This is a genomic window from Tsukamurella sp. DT100, assembly GCF_049844855.1.
Taxonomy (GTDB): Bacteria; Actinomycetota; Actinomycetes; order Mycobacteriales; family Mycobacteriaceae; genus Tsukamurella.
Genome location: NZ_JBNCLV010000001.1, coordinates 425,899 through 444,438 on the forward strand (window position 1 = coordinate 425,899; position 18,540 = coordinate 444,438).

Genomic DNA, 18,540 nt, shown 5'->3' on the forward strand with positions numbered 1-18,540 from the left:
GCGTGTTACAACCCCAGAAGGTTCCGAGCCACCGGATACCTCCCGCCGGTTCCGGCCGATTCGCACCTGCGAACGGGATACCGGGTACCGTCCCCGGCGTGGATGCACTGTTCGCACGCCTCGCCGTCGCCGCCGCGGCGACCTGCGCCCTCCCCCTCACGGGATGCGGCGCGTCGACCGAGGCGCCCGCCCCGTCCAGTGCGACCGGCACGATCGACAGCTGCCCCGCCGCGGCGCCGGCCGCGGATGCGACGGCGGTCACCCTGACCGGGGTCACCGGCCGGGCCGTCATCGTCCCGCCGACCGAGCACGCGGCGCCGCGGATCACCGTCGAGGCGCCGTACCGGGTGGACCGGTCGCAGACCGTCGTCGCGCAGGCCGGATCGGGTGCGGAGCTGACCGAGCGATCGGTGGTCACCGTCTGCTACCAAGGCGTGAACGGCCGCACGGGCACGGTCTTCGACGATGCCTTCGGCCGCGCGACGTCGGCCGAGATCGCCCTCCCCGACATGGTCCCCGGATTCCGTGCGGCGCTCGTCGGGCAGCGATCCGGCACGACGGTGGTCACCGCGATCACCGCGGCCGACGGCTACCCGAAGGGCGAGCCGAAGGCCGGCGTCGAGCCGGGCGACACCCTGATCTTCGCGATCCGCGTGCTCGCCGCGAACTGATCAGGCGGTGCAGCGCAGGTCCGCCGCCGGGGTCGTCAGGTCGCGCAGGTAGCCGGTCACGGCGTCGTCGACGCAGGCGTTGCCCTCGAGCGAGACGGTGTGCTGGCTGCCCTCGAAGCTGATCAGGGAGGCTCCGAGCTGCTCGGCCAGGTTCACCCCGTTCTCGTACGGGGTCGCCGGGTCGTGCGTGGTCGAGACGACCACCAGCTTCGGCGCGCCGACGGCGTTCACCTCGTGCGGCTTGAGGGTGGGGGCGGCCGCCCAGAACGCGCAGGTGCCCTTCGCGCCGCGGCCGGTGCCGCGGCCGTCGTCGAGGAAGGGCGCGGCCTTGCGGATCTCGGTGTCCAGCCGGGCCAGGTCCGCGGGTGCGGTGACGGCGGGGCCGTCGACGCAGTTGATCGCGGTGTTGGCGTCCATCATCGGCGAGTATCGGCCGATCTCGTCGCGGTTGAGGTACAGGTCGGCGATGCGCTGCAGCAGGGAGCCGTCGCCGCGCTGCAGGCCGGTCAGCGCCCGCCGCAGGGGCTCCCACAGCTGCTGCGCGTACATGGCCTGGATGGTGGCGGTCGTGGCGTCGCTATAGCTGAGCTGCCGGCCGCCCTGGCCGCGCACCGTCTTGTCGATCAGCGGGCGCACCAGCTGCTGGTACCGCGCCGTCGCCTGCGCCGGGTCGGTCCCCACCGGGCAGGTGGGGTACTTGGCGCAGTCCTTCGCCCAGTCCTCGAAGACCGTCTGGAACCCGGCCATCTGCTGCACGTTCGCGGTGATCTGGTCGAGAGCGGGGTCGACGGCACCGTCGAGCACCATGGCCCGGACCCGCTCCGGGAAGGTCTCCGCGTAGATGGCGCCGATGAAGGTGCCGTAGCTGTAGCCGAGGTAGGTGAGCTTCTCGTCGCCGAGCACCGCGCGCAGCACGTCCAGGTCACGCACGGTCTGCGCGGTGCCGACGTTGGCGAGGAAGGTCTTCCCCATCTTCTCGGCGCACAGGTCCGCCTGGGACTTGTTGAACGCCTCCTGCTTCGCGATGCCCGCCGGGGAGTTGTCGAAGGCGAGGGTGGAGAGGCGGTTCTCGTCGCGCTGCTTGTCGCTGAAGCACTTCACGGCGGGCGAGCTGGCGCCCACGCCGCGCGGGTCCCAGCCGACCAGGTCGAAGCTCTGCGCGATCTCGAGCTTGTCGGCCTCCATCGACTTGCCCGCCACCTGCTGCACGCCGGAGCCGCCGGGACCGCCGGGGTTCATCAGCAGCGAACCCCGCCGCTGCCCCGTCGCCTTCACCCGGGCGACGGCGAGCTTCGTCTCCCCCGCCGACGGATCGTCGTAGTCGATCGGCACCGTCACGCGCCCGCACTCGAGCTTCGTCTTGTCGTACTCGGTGATGTCGTCGGCCTTGGCGATCGCGGCGCAGGACCCCCACTCGACCTTCTGCCCGTAGTACTTCCCGAGGACCGCGGGCACGCCCGCGCCCGACGTCCGGGTGGGGGTGGCGCTGCCCGGCGCGGACGATCCGCCCGCCGGTTCCGCGGTCCCCCCGATCTGGACCGAACATCCCGCGAGTACCGCCGCGGCGAGGACCGCGGTCGCGGCCAGGAGGGGCTTGCCTGCCTTCATCCTCCCGATCCTGCCACGCGGCGCTCCCGGTTCCGGGGACGCTAGGGTTGAGCCATGACGCCCCTTCGTGTCGCGGCGTGCCAGATCAACCCCGTCGTGGGTGACCTGGACGCGAATGTCGCTCGGATCACCGCCGCCGCCCGGGACGCCGCGCAGCGCGGCGCGCAGGTCGCCGTCTTCGGCGAGATGGCCCTCACGGGCTACCCGGTCGAGGACCTGCTGCTGCGCCGGTCCTTCGCCGTCGACTCCCGCGAGGCCGTGCACGAGCTGGCGCGCTCCCTGGACGCGGCCGGCTGCGGCGACCTCGTCGTGGTGGTCGGCTTCCTCGACCGCGACCCGGACGCCCCGGAGACCAGCACCAATCCCACCGGCGGCGCCCGCAACGCCGCGGGCGTGCTGCACGGCGGCGAGCTCGTCGCGCGGTACGACAAGCACTTCCTGCCGAACTACGGCGTCTTCGACGAGAAGCGCTGGTTCACCCCCGGCGACCGGCTGGTGGTCCTCGACGTCGACGGGGTGCGGCTCGGCCTCGCGATCTGCGAGGACGTCTGGTGGCCCGACGGTCCCGTGGCCGGGCTGGCCGAGCTCGGCGTCGACGCGGTGCTGTGCCTCAACGCCAGCCCGTTCGAGGTGGGCAAGCCCGCGCAGCGGCGCGAGGTGGTCGCGGCCCGCGTCGCCGAGGGCGGCGCGCCGGTGATCTACGTCAACCTGGTCGGCGGGCAGGACGAGCTCGTCTTCGACGGCGACTCGTTCGTCGCCGGGATCGACGGTGCGACGGCCCCCGGCCCGCAGTTCGTGGAGCACACGCAGTTCACCGATATCGCACCGCTCGGTGGCGAGCGGGCGACCTCCGTCGACGGGTGGAGCGTGACCGAGGTGCCCCTGCCGGCCCGTCCCACCGTCCTCGCCGACCCCGCGACCGCCTGGACCGAGCTCGACGAGCTCGCGCAGATCTGGGCGGCCCTGGTCACCGGCACGCGGGACTACGTGCACAAGGTGGGCGGGCGCACCGTCGGCCTGGGCATGTCCGGCGGTATCGACTCGGCGCTGGTCGCGGTGATCGCCGCCGACGCGGTGGGCGCCGACAACGTCTACGGCGTGGGCATGCCCTCGAAGTACAGCTCGGACCACTCCAAGGACGACGCCGCGGATCAGGCCCAGCGCATGGGCATCCACTTCCGGTTCGAGCCGATCGAGCACATGGTGGAGTCGTTCGTCGGCCAGCTGCACCTGACCGGCCTGGCCGAGGAGAACATCCAGGCCCGCTGCCGCGGCATGACGCTGATGTCGCTGTCGAACCTCGACGGCCACCTGGTGCTGGCCACCGGCAACAAGAGCGAACTGGCCGTGGGCTACTCGACGATCTACGGCGACGCGGTGGGCGCCTACGCCCCCATCCGGGACGTGGAGAAGTCGCTCGTCTGGGACCTGGCGCGGTGGCGCAACAAGGTCGCGGTCGAGCGCGGCGAGACGCCGCCGATCCCGGAGAACTCGATCACCAAGGAGCCCTCGGCGGAGCTGCGCCCAGGCCAGAAGGACAGCGATTCGCTGCCCGACTACGAGATCCTCGACGACATCCTGCGCCGCTACGTGGAGCAGGACCAGGGCGTCGCCGAGATCGCCGCGGAGGGGAACAACGGCGCCGGCTACGACCCGGACCTCATCCGCAAGGTCGCGCGTCTGGTGGACCGCGCCGAGTACAAGCGGCGCCAGTACCCGCTCGGCCCGAAGATCACGCCCAAGGCCTTCGGCCGCGACCGCAGGATGCCGATCACGAACCGCTGGCACGACCCGGCCTAGAGACTGCCCGGACCGGAGAGACCGGCTGGGACTGTTGAAATGGAGTGACGAGATGAGCGAGACCCCGTTGTACGGAGGCGGATCCACTGGGGAGGGCGGCGAGACCGCCGCGAAGCCCCCGCGCAAGAAGGTGCGCATCCACCACCTGGCCGAGCTCAAGGAGCGCGGCGAGAAGTGGGCGATGCTCACCAGCTACGACTACATGACCGCCTCGATCTTCGACGAGGCCGGCGTCACCGCCCTGCTGATCGGCGACAGCGCAGCGAACACCGTGTACGGGTTCGACTCCACGCTGCCGATGGAGCTGGACGTGATGGCGGCGATGGTCGCGGCGGTGCGCCGCGGCACGAAGTACGCGCTGGTGGTGGCGGACATGCCCTTCGCCAGCTACGAGGAGTCCCCCGAGCAGGCCTACCGCAGCGCCGCGAAACTGATGAAGGCCGGCGCCGAGGCGGTCAAGCTCGAGGGCGGCGAGCACATGGCGCCCACCATCGAGTTCCTGCAGCGGCGCGGCATCCCGGTGATGGCGCACATCGGCTTCACCCCACAGTCGGTGAACTCGCTGGGCGGCAACCGGGTTCAGGGCCGCGGCGACGACGCAGCCCACAAGATCCGCCTGGACGCGAAGGCCGTGGACGCGGCGGGCGCCTTCTCGGTGGTGCTGGAGATGGTGCCCTCCGACGTGGCCGCGCAGGTCACGGCGGAGATCGCGATCCCGACGATCGGGATCGGCGCCGGCAAGGAGTGCGACGGCCAGGTCCTGGTGTGGCAGGACTTCTCCGGCCTCAACCGCGGCCGCACCGCGCGGTTCGTCAAGAAGTACGCGAACATCGGCGACGAGCTGCTGCGCGGCGCCCAGGAGTACGTGGCGGAGGTCGCCTCGGGCGAGTTCCCCGGACCGGAGCACGGATTCTGATGCGAGAGTTCTATCCCGAGATCGAGGCCTACAGCACCGAACTGCTGGACGTGGGCGACGGACAGCTCCTGTACGTCGAGCAGAGCGGCAACCCCGAGGGCAAGCCGGTGGTGTTCATCCACGGCGGCCCCGGCGGCGGCACCTCCCCCGACTGCCGGCGCTTCTTCGACCCGGCGGCGTACCGCATCGTCGTCTTCGACCAGCGCGGGTGCGGGCAGTCCAAGCCGCACATCGCCGATCCCTCGTCGGGCGAGGGCGATTCGCTCGCCGACCGGCTCGCGGTGAACACCACCGCGCACCTCATCGCCGACATCGAGCGGATCCGGGGGCACCTCGGCATCGACCGCTGGCAGGTGTTCGGCGGCTCGTGGGGCTCCACCCTGGGCCTGGCCTACGCCCAGACCCACCCCGAGCGGGTGACGGAGCTGGTGCTGCGTGGCATCTTCCTCCTGCGCCGCAGCGAATTGGACTGGTACTACAACGAGGGCGCCTCCCACGTCTACCCGGACAACTGGGAGGACTACCTGGCGCCGCTCGACGAGGAGGACCGCGCACCGTCGGCCGACAAGATCGCGGCGTACCACCGGCTCCTGCACTGCGACGATCAGGCGGTGGCGCTGGCCGCCGCCAAGGCGTGGTCGAAGTGGGAACGCAGCACGAGCCACCTCATCAACACACCGGAGAGCTCGGCCGACGCGGACGACCCGCGGTTCGCGATCCCGTTCGCGCAGATCGAGAACCACTACTTCGTGAACGGCGGCTTCCTCGACGAGGGGCAGCTGCTGCGGGACATCGGCCGCCTCGCCGACATCCCCGGGGTGATCGTGCAGGGCCGCTACGACGTGGTGTGCCCGGCGCGCAGCGCCTGGGACCTGCACCGCGCCTGGCCCACGGCCGACCTGGTGATGGTGCCCGACGCCGGTCACTCCGCGTTCGAGCCGGGGATCCGATCCGCGCTCATCGAGGCCACCGACCGCTTCGCGAAGGGCTGATCATGTCCGAGCAGCGTGAGATCGAGACGAAGTACGAGGTCGGCCCCGAGACGGCGGCGCCCTCGCTGGCCGCCGTCCCCGGCGTCGACCACGTCTCGACCGACGACGTCTTCCACCTGGTGGCGGTGTACTACGACACCGACGCCCTGGACCTCGCCGCGAACCGGATCACGCTGCGCCGCCGCACCGGCGGCAAGGACGACGGGTGGCACCTCAAGCTGCCCGACGGTGCCGATCGCCGCGAGGTGACGGTGCCGCTGGGCGACGAGGACGGCGTGCCGGGGGGCGCCGCCTCCGAGGTGCCCGAGGAGCTGGTGGAGCGCGTCCGCGCCGTCGTGCGCGGGCGCGCCCTCGCCCCCATCGCCATCGTCGAGAACGAGCGGCACACCACCTACTGCCACGCGGTCGACGGAGAGCTCCTCGGCGAATTCGTCGACGACCACGTGCATTCGGTGTCGCTCCTGCCCGACGGTCCCGAGAAGCAGTGGCGCGAATGGGAGTTCGAGGTCCCGGACACCGCGCTGGGCCGCAGGACGGCGATCGCGGTGGACAAGGCGCTACGGGCGGCGGGCGGCGCCGAGCCGGACGCGGCCTCGAAGCTCGCGCGCGCGATCGACGCCGAGGTGACGCGAGGTCCCGTCGACCTGCCGAAGAAGATCGCGCACGCGACGGCCGGGCAGCTGTTGACCGCAGCCCTCGCGGCGTACCGCGACAAGCTGCTCCGCGAGGATCCGCGGGTGCGGTCCCGCGGCGACGACTCCGTGCATCAGATGCGGGTCGCCACCCGGCAGCTGCGCAGCGTGCTCACCGAATTCTCCGGTTTCTTCGAGGGGCCGGCCCGCGCCGCACTGAGTTCGGAGCTCAAGCTGCTCGCGTCGATCCTGGGCGCCGTGCGCGACGCCGAAGTGCTGGCGCAGCGGTTCGCGGAGTTCGACGGGAACGGCGAGCTCGGCGGCGCCGGCGCCGCCCTGGCGCAGCGGCAGCACGCCGCGGAAGCACGCGGCTGGACGCGCGTGGACATCGCGCTGAACTCGGACCGGTACTTCGTGCTGCTGGACGCGATCGACGCCTTCCTCGCCGACCCGCCGTTGCGGGAACGGGCCGACCGGCCGGCGGTGAAGAGCCTGGCGCCGCTGCTGGACAAGCGGATCCGTTCCTTCGCCCGGCAGTCGATGGTGCTGCTCGCCGACCCGGCGTGCACCGATCACGACGTGCACGCGATCCGCAAGCACGCGAAGCGGCTGCGCTACGCCTCCGCCGTGGTCGATCCCGTGGTGCGCGGCGAACTGCGCGCCGAGGTCAAGGCGCTCGCGAAGGTGCAGAACCGGCTCGGCGAGTTCCAGGACGCGGCGATCGCGCGGGACGCGGTGGCCGACCTGGCGGCGGAGACCACCGATCCCGCCATCGCCTTCCGCCTCGGCCGCCTCGACGCCGTCGAGGAGTTCCGTGCCGCGCAGGCGCGCGCGAGCCTGCCCGGCATGCTGCGCGGGCTGCGCTGACCGGGGGCTCGCCTGGCCGCCGTCAGAGGCCGGCGATGCCGGCCAGCCGGCCGCCGATATCGGCTCCCGAGTAGGAGTCGTGCGAGTTCGGGACCGTCTTCGCGAGGTCACCGGTCCAGTGGCACACCGGGTCGCCCGAGGTGCAGATGCTCAGGGTGCGACCGCCGATGCGCGGGGCCAGCGGCGCGGGGTTGGCACCGCTGATCATCGCCGAGGCCTGCGCCATCCCCTGTGTGCGCGGCGCCGAGCCGAGGTAGCGGGTGGTGTCGTTCGGGATCCGATCCGGGTCGGCGATGAGCGCCGCCGCCGTGATCTGCTTCCGGTCGCCGAGCCGCTGCAGCGCTCGGTGCACCGCGGACGCGCCCTGCGAGTACCCGGCGAGCACGATCTTCGTCGACGGGCACGCCTTGAGGACGATGTCGACGTCGCCCTGGGTGTTCGCGGCGCCGGTGTTCATGCTGGCGAGGAAGCCGCCGAACTGGTCCACCCGGGTGGGCACGGCCGCGGCCGGGTAGTAGATCGGGCGGATCGCCACCGTCTTGCCCGCAGCGCGCGCCCGGCCGGCGAAGGCCTGCGCGGCGGAGTTCACGGTGGCCCCGAGGCCGCCGGCGGAGCGCCCCTCGCCGGAGCCCGCGGCGCCGATGAAGGTGTAGTCGGCGCACTCCGGGGCGGCCGTTGCGGGTGCCGCGAGGGCCGGGATCAGGGGCGCGAGCAGGGCTGCCAGCGCGGGAATGAGGACGGGGCGACGGCTCATGGCCTCACGCTAGCGCCTTCTCGTACGCGAAGGACACCTTTCGGGACGCAACGTCGGCCGTCTCGAGGCGCACCGTGACTCGGCTGCCCTCGGGCGGGCCGCCCGTGCAGGGCGCGATGACCGCGGGCTCGTCGAGGAGCACCTGGTCGGCGCGCATCGTGACGGCGGCGAACTCCTCACCCACCCGGCCCGCGAGGATCACGGCCTCGGTGACGTCGATGCACGCGCGGTCCACCTTGTTCGCCAGGGTATTGGTGCGGCGCATCGTCTCGGCGACGTCGTCGAGCGCGTCCCGGGCCCAGCCCGGGATCGGCGTGCCCGCGCACGCGGCGAGGCACACCTCGGTGGCGTAGCGGTCGGCCAGGCGGCGCAGCGGCGCCGTGACGTGGGCGTACGGCGCGCCGACGCCGGCGTGGCCGCGGTCGGCGGGCGGCTCCGGCGCGGCGACGGTGCCGAAGGCGGCGTAGCCCGAGCCGCGCAGCAGTCGCGCGGCGTCGGTCATCACGGCGAGGCCCTGCGGGGTAGAGACGTCCAGGCCGGCGAGGAAGTCGCCGACGGTGACGTCCCGCGACCAGTCCTGCCCGAGGGCCGCGGCGGTGCGACGCAGGTCCGCGACCGCGTCCTCGGGGGCGGCCGGCAGGGTGCGGAGCAGGCCCACCCCCGCGCGGAGCATGATGTCGGCGGCGCAGACGCCGGTGAGCAGGGAGATCTGCGCGTTGTGGGCGTCGAAATCGGTGCGCGGCTCGATCCGCACGGTCCAGCCGCCGGGAGCCTCCACAGCCTCCTGCGCGGGAAGCCGCAGGTCGATCGCGCCGTGCGCGCGGCCCCACGCGGCGCGGAGCTTCCCCACCTCCGGCAGCAGCGCGATAGCGGGATGCACGCGGCCGGCGTCGAAGTCGGCCTGCACGCCCGCGTAGTCGAGCTGCGCGCGGGAGCGGACCAGGGCGCGGCGCACGGTCGCCGACGTGACCTCGCCCGCGGCGTCGAGGTGGATCTCCCACAGGGCGGCCGCGCGATCCTCGCCGGGCAACAGGGAGCCGGCGCCCTCGGAGAGCGGCCGGGGATGCAGCGGCACGGAACCGTCGGGCAGGTACATCGTCTGGCCTCGGCGGCGGGTCTCCGCCTCGAGCGGGCCGCCCGGCGCGACGAGCGCGCCGACGTCGGCGATCGCGTAGCGCACGAGGTAGCCGTCGCCCTCGGCGGCGATGTGCACCGCCTGGTCGAGGTCCTTCGCTCCGGGCGGGTCGATGGTGACGAACTCGATGTCGCGGCGGTCCTCGCGGCCCTCGGGGAACCGGTCGGCACTCGCTTGCGCCTCGGCCAGCACGTCGGCCGGGAAGTCCTCGACGAGCTCGAACTCGGTGCGGACGGCCCCGAAATCGACCGCGCTGGACGGAACGGGGCCGCGCATCGGGATACCGGTCACGCCTACTCCGCCAGCGCCTCGACGCTCATGGCCGCGGCGGTGCGGTCCCCCGCGACGAGCCAGGCGTGCACGACGTCGCCCTCGCGGTGCGCCAACAGCCGCGGCTCGTCCTCGAGCTGCAGCGCCGAGTTGTGCTCGACGACGCCGCGCAGCGGCAGGCGTTCCCGCAGGTCCGGGTAGGTGGCGAGCACCTCCTCAAGCGCCGTCCAGTACACCGCGTTGTTGACGTGCTGGATGATGTCGAGGTCGGCGGCGCGCAGCAGGAAGGGCACCTCGACCGCGTCGGGGTGCGGCGTGGGATCGAGCCACTGCTTCCAGCGCAGCACGCCCGGCTCGGCGGCCGCACCGAAGGTGCTGAGGAAGGTCTCGCTCAGCGCCGACGGGGTGAGGGTGTCGATGTTGAAGTTGATCCAGAAGGCCTCGGTCTCGATCCGGGTGCCCTTCTGCCCGTCGATGCCGATGCGCACGTTGCACCACCGCGAACCCATCTTGGAGCCCCAGCGCTCGACCGTGAGGATGTCGGGCTGCTCGCCGCCCTCGAGAATCTCGATCACAGTGCGCCGCACCACCCAGTACGGGTGGATGTCCTCGTAGTCGACGTGGCGCAGGTGGTCCTGCCCCGTGTCCTGCAGGTAGCGGGCCACCCCGTCGAACTTGAGGCGGCGGTCGGGGCTGACGGCGTCGCCGCGCACGGATCGCTGCGCCGTGTAGATGGCGCCGCTGTCCAGCAGCTCGCGGCGTCGCTCGGGCTCGGTGATGCGCGGGGGCAGGGGGTCTCCGATCACCCGCCCGAGCCTAGTCGACGGTGCGCTTGTTGAAGGCGCGCACGGCCAGCGGCGCGAATACGGCGGTGAGTGCGATCGACCAGATCACGGTCGCGAGCACGGGGTGCTGCAGGGACCACGGCGCGCCGTCGCGCAGCGGCAGGTCATTGCCCCACAGCTCCCGCATGGACTGGACCAGCGACGAAACCGGGTTCCACTCCGCGATCGCCCGCAGCCACGGCGCCATCCCCGCCGTGGGGACGAAGGCGTTCGAGAGGAAGGTGATCGGGAACATCGTCGCGAACATGAAGCCGTTCACGGCCTCGATCGACTGCATCATGCAGCCGACGAGGATGCCGAACCAGATCATGGCGAAGCCGAAGACCAGGAGCACGAGAAAGCCGAGGACCGCGTCCACCGGGTTCGTGCGGATCCGCCACCCGATGGCGAGGCCCGTCAGGCACATGACGACGATGCCGATCGACGAGTGCAGCAGGCTCGCGATGCTGCGCCCGATCAACACGGAGGCGCGGCTGATCGGCAGCGACCGGAATCGGTCGATGACGCCCTTGTCCAGGTCGGTCGTCAGGCCGCCCGCCACGACGAAGCAGGTGAAGACCATCGTCTGCCCCAGGATGCCGGGCAGCAGGTACTCGCGGTAGGAGACGCCTTCGGTGGGGATCGCGGAGCCGAAGACGAACGCGAACAGCACCGTGAACATGATCGGCTGGATCGTCACGTCGGAGAGCATCTCCGGCATGCGCTTGGTGTGGATCATGCTGCGGCGAACCATGATCCAGGACTGCTGCCACAGGCTGGTCTGATGCGTCTCGACGCCGCCCACTCCGGCGGCCTCGGTGGTGGCGGTCATGCGGAGGCCTCCTCGGCGGCGCTGTCGTCGGCTTCGGTGCGGTGCCCGGTGAGGGAGAGGAAGACGTCGTCGAGGCTGGGGCGGGAGAGGCCGAGGTCGTCGACCTTGATCCCGCTCTCCCCCAGCAACGCGCCGGCCCGGTTGAGGTCGTCCAGCCCGTTGGCCGGGCTGCTCACCTGGCGCGCGCCCTCGTCGACGAAGACCTCGCTGCCGAGCTGCGCCAGGATGTCGCGGGCGCGAGGCAGGTCGGCCGCGTCGGACACCGTCAGCACCAGGCTGGCGGCGCCCGCGCGCTCCTTGAGCTGCAGCGGAGTGCCCTGCGCGATGATCCGGCCCTTGTCGATGACGATGATCTCGTCGGCCAGCTGATCGGCCTCCTCGAGGTACTGCGTGGTGAGCAGCAGCGTGGTGCCGTTCGCCACCAGCGTGCGCAGCACGTCCCACAGCTCGGAGCGGGCGCGCGGGTCGAGGCCGGTGGTCGGCTCGTCGAGGAAGAGCACCGGCGGCGCGGTGAGCAGGCTGACGGCCAGGTCGAGCCGGCGGCGCATGCCGCCCGAATAGGCCTTGACCTGCTTGTCCGCCGCCGCGGTCAGCGAGAACTGTTCGAGCAGCTCCGCGCTGCGCCGCTTGAGCGCGGCCCGCGGGATGCCGTAGAGGCCGCCGATCATCGCCAGGTTCTCGCGCCCCGTCAGGATCTCGTCCACCGTGGCGGCCTGCCCGGTGAGGCCCATGTTGCGCCGTACCTCGATGGGGTGTTCCCGCACGTCGTACCCCGCGATGCGGGCCGTGCCCTCGGTGGGCGGCGACAGGGTGGTCATCATGCGGACCGTGGTCGTCTTGCCGGCGCCGTTGGGCCCGAGCAGGCCGAGCACCGAACCGCGTGGGACTTGGAAACTGACCCCGTCCACCGCCGTGAAGTCACCGAACCGTTTCACCAGGCCGATGGCTTCGATCGCCCAGTCACCGCTCTCACCCTGTGTCATGGATCACACGGTAGTGGGGACCGCCGACAAGTTTCTATTGCTTTTGCACGTGGGCGCGGGCGCACTCCGGGTACTGAGCACAGGTCCTGTGGCTCGCCTGCGCCGTCCAGGGCGGAACGGGGTTACGCGAGATCGACGTTTTCCGTGTATTCGGAGTGACCACCAACGATGGCGGAGACGTCGTGATCCACGAGGGTGGCATACGGCGCGTCAAACCCGAAACGACCCACGGCGACGCTCCCTGCCTGCGCCACCGTGTACAGATACTGGAGCACCTTGTCGTTGGTCGAGTGGTAGTTGTGCACCTCGCCAGCAACGGCCTCACTCAGCGTTCGCCAATCCTGCTTGCGTCCGATCGCGGCCCCCATGGTGTGCATGGCCCGGATCCGCGGGCCGCCCGCCTTTCCCGCCAACGTCTGCGCGGCGACGATCATCGCTCGAGCGCCCAGGCTGTGACCAACCAGGACGAAGCCGTCGCTCTCGGTGCGCGCCATGATGCCCGCCAGCGCGACGCCCGTCCGATCGGCGCGGACTTTCGCAACGTGCCACGGGTTCTTCGCCAAGTCCACGGCGACGAGGATCGGCGCAAGTGGCCCCAGCCTCTTGGCGGCCATCTTTCCTGCCCTCGCGGCGGCGACCGCCGCTGCACCAACTCCCTGCTTGACCCCGACTCCCTTCGCGAGGACGAATCCGAGCGACGCGAGCTCCTTGCTGCCCCAGTGCAGCTTGTAGATCGGCTGACCCGGGTAGCGCTTCTCGACCTGTTCCACCATCGCCCTCCAATCGGACGAATTCTGCGTGGTAAAGCCGCGGGCGAGGATGACCGGGGTGCCCACACCGCGCCGAAACAGCTCGATCTTGAACGACCTGTCCTGCCCTACATAGGCGTTGGTGAACCGCATGCCCACGGCCGACCCGAGTGCCCCACCGACCGCGGCGATGACGTACGTGCCGCCCACCATCCCGAGGCCGCCCGCGGCGACCGCGCCCCCACCCAGGGTCGCCAGGCCGGCGCTCGAGGCCGCGGCGCCGCTCAGCCCGAGGAAGGTGCTTCCGACGGCCCCGCCGATCGCGCGGCGCGGCCACGACTCCGGCACCGGTCGCGAACCCCGCCGCGACGACCCCGGCGGCCGCGATCGTCGCGCCCTTGGCGAGGTTGGGCTTCTCAAAGACGAAGAGCTTCTCCCAGGCCTCGAGCGCGTCGACCGTGTCGGTCGCCCGCGCAAAGCTCGGGATCTCGTGCTTGTGCTCGGCACAGAACCGCGGCGCACGCACGGAACCCCGCGGGCGCACGGCCATGTTGCCGCACTTCGGCGCGACACAGTTCGCCGTGGGCGAGCCGCACGACGCGCACAGGTATGCGGGTGTCGTCATGCCCGGGCGCTCGACCTTTCGGTGGCCAGCGAATTCGAAGCACGCCGAGCACCAGCCATCCCGCGACTCCACTCCCAAATCATCGATCAGGGCCGCGATGTCCTCGACGACCTTCTCGTGCCCTTGGGCCCGCTTGCGGAGCGCATCGATCTCCTTCGTGTCGTCGGTGAGTTCCTCCGCGTAACAGAGCTTCGCGTACGCCCATGCGTTGTGCTCCAGCGCAACGTTGGCGACCATCACCTCGTCGCCCGCGCGCTCGGGCTCCACGTCGTCCACGCTCCCGGTGAGACGCAGGAGCCTCCCCTGGAGCGATCGCACCTCACACCGGACTGCACCGTCAGGCAGCGCTGTGTACTTGAGCGTCTTCAACCGGTCCCCACCTTCTTCGGGATTGAACGAGCAATATCGTACGAACTACCGAGGAGGCTAGAAGCCCGGACCGACAAGAATCCCCGGGGTGTCGCCCGTCGACTTCCAGTGCCCTGGTGGCGGTACTTACAGGTGGTGGTCCGGTCGTATAGGTGACACCTGTCCGCTTGACTTTCTACTTTTGCACGTGGGCGCGGGCGCGCTCCAGGAGATCGACCACGTCGGGCCCGGTGCCGGGGTTCACCACGGACACCCAGCCCAGCTTGGCGTACAGCGGGTGCGGGATCACGACGCCGTCGGCGGCGTAGTCCCACTCGCCCGCGCGGTCGGCGTGTTCCGCGGGCGGATAGCCGATCAGCTCGGTGAAGGCCTCGCGCCCGACGTTGGCGTTGAGCCGGAAGGCGCCGGGCCGGTCCAGGCCGGACTGCTCGTCGTCGGGGTAGTTCTTGGTGATGATCGTGAGGTACGGCATGACGCCGGGCTCGCCGTTCGGCGTGGAGTAGACGAAGGTGTCGCCCCAGGCGATCTCGGGCACGGGGGTCTTCCCGTCGGCGGCGATCGCGCCGGGCGCGATGGTGTCGACGGTGGATTCGGGGAGGCTCTGCAGGAGGGCGATGACGGCGTCGCGGGCGCTCGAATCGGTCACCTCTGCACGCTACTCGCCGGCGCGACGGACCGTCAGGACACTGTCGGACTCCCGCTCGGCGCGGTACGCCGCCGCGCCGCCGTTGACCCCGAACAGCCGCTTGCTCCACACGAGCCACGCGACGGCGGCGACGTTGATCAGCAGCGCGCCGGCGCGCAGTGCGGTCACCTTCTCCGTGATCTCGTAGATCTCCAGCGGGAGGAACGCGGAGGTCGCGATCACCGCGAAGTACTCGCCCCAGCGCTTGCCGAGCCAGAGCCCCACCGCCTCGACGACCTCGATCACGGCGTAGGCGACGAGGCCGGCGGCGATCCAGGCGAGCGTCGTACTCGACAGGCCCAGCGCCGTGTCCACGGTCTGCACGATCCTCGAGTCGCCCACGTTGAAGCCGAGCTGACTCAGCACCGGCAGCTTGGACTGGAACACTTCGCGCAGGTGCTCGTGGGTGCCGCGGAACTGCCACACGACGACGCCGGCGGCCGCGAAGACGATCCCGCGCAGCAACCGCTCGACCGCGAGGAAGCGCATGATCAGCTCGTCGCGCAGCGCCCGGCCCCGGGGAACCGACGGTGCGTGCGCGGCCGGTCCGGAACCGTGCGGCGGGCCGACGACGAAGTCGTCGCAGCGCAGGCAGCGCCACGCCTCGCCCTCGGGGGTGTCCGTCCGGACCCGGGCGCGGAGATCCGCCTCGTCGGGGTCGTAGGTGACGTGACCGCGGAGACCGCAGGACAGCACGGAGAGGTCCATCGGACCAGGTTAAGCCCGGCAGCGGCGGGACGTCGGGGCGGACGAGCTGACGTGTAAGCCGGATCCTGTCCCCCGCCGCATCGCTGCGCCGGGGTGGCGACCATCCATCTGGACACACCGTCGCCGGGTGCCTCGAGCGGTCCACCCGCGCGCTCGGGCGAGCAGCCCTCGATCACGCGCGCAGCGCCACCGTGAGGTGGCGCCTTCGACCTTGCTCCGGGTGGGGTTTACCGAGCCGCGACGGTCACCCGCCGCGCTGGTGCGCTCTTACCGCACCGTTTCACCCTTACCCGGGCCGGAGCCCGGGCGGTCTGTTCTCTGTGGCACTGTCCCGCGGGTCACCCCGGGTTGCCGTTAGCAACCACCCTGCCCTGTGGAGTCCGGACTTTCCTCGACGCGGGCGTACTGGTCACCCAGCCGTTCCCGACGCCGCGGCCGCCCGGTCAGCTCGTCCGCGCGGTACAGAGTACCCGAGCCTCAGAGCCCCGCGGTCCGGTTGACCTGCCGCACGGAGGCGCCGCCGTCGGGGTAGAAGTCGGCGATCGAGATCGAGGCCAGGTCGAGGTGCAGCCGGTAGAGCAGCTGCGGGCCGACGTCGAGGGCGATGCGCAGCGCCGTCTTGATCGGCGTGACGTGCGAGACCATCAGCACGGTGCGGCCGGCGTGCTCGGCGGTGACACGCTCCAGCAGCGCCGCGACGCGGCTGTGCACCTCGTCGAAGCTCTCGCCGCCGGGCGCCGCCACCGCGGTGTCGCCGAGCCATCGGGCGTGCAGCTCCGGGTCGCGGTCCCGGGCCTCGCCGAACGAGAGGCCCTCCCACGCACCGAAGTCCGTCTCGATCAGCGCGTCCTCGATCTCGACGGTGAGCCCCCGGCCGACGGCCACGGCGTCGGCGGTCTGCCGCGCGCGGTCGAGCGGCGACGAGAGGACGGCGTCGATCGGCGTGAGCCGCAGCAGTTCCGCGGCCTCGGCGGCCTGCTCGCGCCCGAGGTCGGTGAGCGACGGATTGCCGCGGCCCGAGTACAGCCGCCGCACCGATGCCGGAGTCTGCCCGTGCCGCAACAGGATCACGCGGGTGGGCTCGTGCGCGGAGGCGGTCCAGCCCCCGCGCTGCGCTCCCGTCACTCCTCGGGCTTGGGCTGGGGCAGCCCGGACTCGTTGGTCCGCACCAGGATCGCGCCGCACTCGTCGCAGTGCACCACGAGATCGGCGGGCTTGCGGTTCACACCGTCGAGGAAGCCCCGGTCGAGCTCCAGGCGGCAGGCGCCGCACCGTCGGGCCTGCAGGAGCCCCGCGCCGGCACCGGAGTTCTTGCGGCACCGCTCGTATTCGGCGTACAGGTCCTCCGGCAGCTTCCCGACGGTCTCCTCACGGGTGGCGGTCGTGCGGTTGCGCGCGACGTCGATGTCCTTGACGGTCTCCTCGCGGCGACGCTGCACCGCGGCGATCTCGTCGCTCGTCGCGGTCACCACGGCCTCGGCGCGCTGCTGATCGAGCTCGACCGCCTCACGCTTCTCCATGAGCTCGAGCTCCTCGTCCTCCAGCACCGACTGGCGCCGCTCGAGTCCGCGCAGCTCGTGCTCGATCTCCGTGAGCTGCTTCGCCGGGACGGCGCCGGCGGCCAGCAGCTCGCGGTCCTTCTGCTCACGGAGGCGGGTCTGCTCGACCTCCTTCTCGAGCTTGCTGATGTCGCGGTCCAGGTCCTCGACCAGGATCGAGACGCGCACCGATTCGTCGCGCTCGGTGGTCGCGCGCTTCTCGAGCTCGGCGATCTCGGCGTCCTCGGGCAGGTGGGTGGCGCGGTGGGCCAGGCGGGAGATCTCCGCGTCGACCTCGGCGAGGTCCAGCAGGATGCGTTGGGCGGCCGGATCAGCGTTCATCTGCGCCACTCTACGCATCCGGTGCGGGCGCGGCCCGCACCGTGAACGGATCCGTCGGGGCGTCGTGCACGGCGACGTCGAGGTAGGGCCACAGCAGCTCGGCGACGGCGGCGCACCAGGGGAACTCGGTGCCCCAGTGCCCGGCGTCCACGACAGCGGGACCGCCGGCGCGCAGGTGCTCGTCGACGGGGTGGTGTCGCAGGTCGCCGGTCACGTAGGCGTCCACGCCGAGGCGCGCGACGGTGCCCAGCAGCGAATCCCCCGCTCCCCCGCAGACGGCGACGGTGCGGATCACGGCGGCGGGGTCGCCCGCGGCCCGGGCCGGCGCGCCGAGCGCCGACGCGACGTGGGCGGTGAACGCCGCCAGGGTCATCGGCTCGGGCAGTGCGCCGACGCGGCCGAGGCCCCATTCCCGCTCGCCGCCGACGAGCTCGACGACGTCATGAGCGGGCTCCTCGTACGGGTGGGCGCTGCGCAGCGCGGCGAGGACGTCGGCGCGACGGCCGCGGGCCGCCACCAGCTCGGCCCGCGTCTCGGCGACCGTCGTCAGCTCGCCGTTCTCCCCGATCGCCGGGCTCGCCGAGGCGCCGGGCCGGAACTGGCCGACACCGTCGACCCGCCAGGCGCACTCGGAGTACTCCCCGACCTCGCCGGCCCCGGCCTCGAACATCGCGGAGAGCACCTCGTCGGCATGGGCGGGCGGGACCATCACGCCCCACCGGTCGAGCGCCGGCGGCGCGTCGAGGTGTTCGACGGGGCCGGTCACCTCGAGGCCGAGCGCGGCGGCGAGGGCGTCGTTGACGCCACCCCGCGCGCGGTCGGCGTTCGTGTGCGCGGTGAACAGCGCGCAGCCGCCGCGGATGAGGCGGTGGATCAACGCGCCCTTTGGCGTGCTCGCCGCGACGGTGTCCACGCCCCGCAACAGCAGCGGGTGGTGGGCGATGACGAGCTGCGCACCGCGGGCGAGCGCGGCGTCGACCACGTCGGCGGTGACGTCCACGCAGACCACGACGCTCGCGACCTCGGATTCCGGGTCGCCGCACACCAGCCCGACGCTGTCCCACCCCTCCGCGAGCCGGGGCGGATACGCCTGATCGAGCATCTCGATGACCTCTGCCAGCTTCATGGCAGTCAGCGTAGATCCGTCGGATCGTCTGGAGCCGAGGCCGCCCGCTCAGGCGCTATGAAATCGTGACCGCCAGTGACACGATTTCATAGCCGGACGCGGCCGCCCTGCGCT

The 18,540-nt window shown here is 71.7% G+C and carries 17 protein-coding genes and 1 other RNA gene; 5 read left to right on the top strand and 13 right to left on the bottom strand.

What is annotated here, in order from left to right; translation table 11 throughout:
- The first annotated feature begins 98 nt into the window (after nucleotides 1-98).
- Entirely contained in the window at nucleotides 99-671 is a 573-nt protein-coding gene (locus ACLQ3K_RS02035) for an FKBP-type peptidyl-prolyl cis-trans isomerase (RefSeq protein ID WP_425996597.1), read from the top strand.
- Here ACLQ3K_RS02035 and ACLQ3K_RS02040 read toward each other — a convergent pair whose 3' ends face one another.
- The gene (locus tag ACLQ3K_RS02040) at nucleotides 672-2,279 is read right to left on the bottom strand and encodes an alpha/beta hydrolase (protein WP_425996599.1); all 1,608 of its coding nucleotides are present in this window, start codon (nucleotides 2,277-2,279) and stop codon (nucleotides 672-674) included.
- 54 nt (nucleotides 2,280-2,333) lie between these two features.
- Between ACLQ3K_RS02040 and ACLQ3K_RS02045 the strand changes: the two genes are divergently transcribed.
- The 4 genes from ACLQ3K_RS02045 to ACLQ3K_RS02060 are packed head-to-tail and all read left to right on the top strand — an operon-like array spanning nucleotide 2,334 to nucleotide 7,486.
- Nucleotides 2,334-4,079 (top strand): NAD+ synthase, encoded by a 1,746-nt coding sequence (locus ACLQ3K_RS02045; RefSeq protein WP_425996601.1) that lies wholly within the window; start codon nucleotides 2,334-2,336, stop codon nucleotides 4,077-4,079.
- A 52-nt stretch (nucleotides 4,080-4,131) separates the two neighbouring features.
- Nucleotides 4,132-4,995: a 3-methyl-2-oxobutanoate hydroxymethyltransferase gene (gene panB / locus ACLQ3K_RS02050; protein ID WP_425996603.1), complete on the top strand. Its 864-nt coding sequence runs from the start codon at nucleotides 4,132-4,134 to the stop codon at nucleotides 4,993-4,995.
- On the top strand, nucleotides 4,995-5,987 hold the full coding sequence (pip, locus tag ACLQ3K_RS02055; protein WP_425996605.1) for a prolyl aminopeptidase: 993 nt from the start codon (nucleotides 4,995-4,997) through the stop codon (nucleotides 5,985-5,987). The genes panB and pip overlap by 1 nt, the downstream gene beginning before the upstream one ends.
- 2 nt (nucleotides 5,988-5,989) lie before the next feature.
- On the top strand, nucleotides 5,990-7,486 hold the full coding sequence (locus tag ACLQ3K_RS02060; RefSeq protein WP_425996607.1) for a CHAD domain-containing protein: 1,497 nt from the start codon (nucleotides 5,990-5,992) through the stop codon (nucleotides 7,484-7,486).
- Between the two features lie 22 nt (nucleotides 7,487-7,508).
- On the opposite strand, the gene ACLQ3K_RS02065 is transcribed toward ACLQ3K_RS02060, so the two are convergent.
- From ACLQ3K_RS02065 to ACLQ3K_RS02120, 12 genes are all read right to left on the bottom strand, one after another.
- Nucleotides 7,509-8,240: a cutinase family protein gene (locus ACLQ3K_RS02065; RefSeq protein ID WP_425996609.1), complete on the bottom strand. Its 732-nt coding sequence runs from the start codon at nucleotides 8,238-8,240 to the stop codon at nucleotides 7,509-7,511.
- A gap of 4 nt (nucleotides 8,241-8,244) precedes the next feature.
- Nucleotides 8,245-9,651, bottom strand: a complete 1,407-nt coding sequence (locus tag ACLQ3K_RS02070) for an RNB domain-containing ribonuclease (RefSeq protein WP_425997118.1) — start codon at nucleotides 9,649-9,651, stop codon at nucleotides 8,245-8,247.
- A 17-nt stretch (nucleotides 9,652-9,668) separates the two neighbouring features.
- Nucleotides 9,669-10,451: an acyl-[acyl-carrier-protein] thioesterase gene (locus ACLQ3K_RS02075; RefSeq protein ID WP_224647638.1), complete on the bottom strand. Its 783-nt coding sequence runs from the start codon at nucleotides 10,449-10,451 to the stop codon at nucleotides 9,669-9,671.
- A gap of 10 nt (nucleotides 10,452-10,461) precedes the next feature.
- Nucleotides 10,462-11,301: an ABC transporter permease gene (locus ACLQ3K_RS02080; protein ID WP_224647639.1), complete on the bottom strand. Its 840-nt coding sequence runs from the start codon at nucleotides 11,299-11,301 to the stop codon at nucleotides 10,462-10,464.
- Nucleotides 11,298-12,284 (bottom strand): ATP-binding cassette domain-containing protein, encoded by a 987-nt coding sequence (locus ACLQ3K_RS02085; RefSeq protein ID WP_224647640.1) that lies wholly within the window; start codon nucleotides 12,282-12,284, stop codon nucleotides 11,298-11,300. Before ACLQ3K_RS02085 ends, ACLQ3K_RS02080 begins: the two co-directional genes overlap by 4 nt.
- Before the next feature lie 122 nt (nucleotides 12,285-12,406).
- The gene (locus ACLQ3K_RS02090; protein ID WP_425996612.1) at nucleotides 12,407-13,381 is read right to left on the bottom strand and encodes a DUF726 domain-containing protein; all 975 of its coding nucleotides are present in this window, start codon (nucleotides 13,379-13,381) and stop codon (nucleotides 12,407-12,409) included.
- Between the two features lie 821 nt (nucleotides 13,382-14,202).
- Nucleotides 14,203-14,673: a DUF6194 family protein gene (locus tag ACLQ3K_RS02095; protein WP_425996614.1), complete on the bottom strand. Its 471-nt coding sequence runs from the start codon at nucleotides 14,671-14,673 to the stop codon at nucleotides 14,203-14,205.
- 9 nt (nucleotides 14,674-14,682) lie between these two features.
- A complete protein-coding gene (locus ACLQ3K_RS02100) occupies nucleotides 14,683-15,420 on the bottom strand; it encodes a DUF2127 domain-containing protein (protein WP_224647642.1) in 738 nt (245 codons plus the stop codon).
- A gap of 38 nt (nucleotides 15,421-15,458) precedes the next feature.
- An RNA gene (gene rnpB, locus ACLQ3K_RS02105) (RNase P RNA component class A) lies at nucleotides 15,459-15,871 on the bottom strand.
- A gap of 26 nt (nucleotides 15,872-15,897) precedes the next feature.
- Nucleotides 15,898-16,545, bottom strand: a complete 648-nt coding sequence (locus ACLQ3K_RS02110; RefSeq protein ID WP_425996616.1) for a histidine phosphatase family protein — start codon at nucleotides 16,543-16,545, stop codon at nucleotides 15,898-15,900.
- Entirely contained in the window at nucleotides 16,542-17,300 is a 759-nt protein-coding gene (locus tag ACLQ3K_RS02115) for a zinc ribbon domain-containing protein (RefSeq protein WP_425996618.1), read from the bottom strand. Before ACLQ3K_RS02115 ends, ACLQ3K_RS02110 begins: the two co-directional genes overlap by 4 nt.
- 10 nt (nucleotides 17,301-17,310) lie before the next feature.
- Entirely contained in the window at nucleotides 17,311-18,426 is a 1,116-nt protein-coding gene (locus ACLQ3K_RS02120) for a Nif3-like dinuclear metal center hexameric protein (protein ID WP_425996620.1), read from the bottom strand.
- Nucleotides 18,427-18,540: the final 114 nt, after the last annotated feature.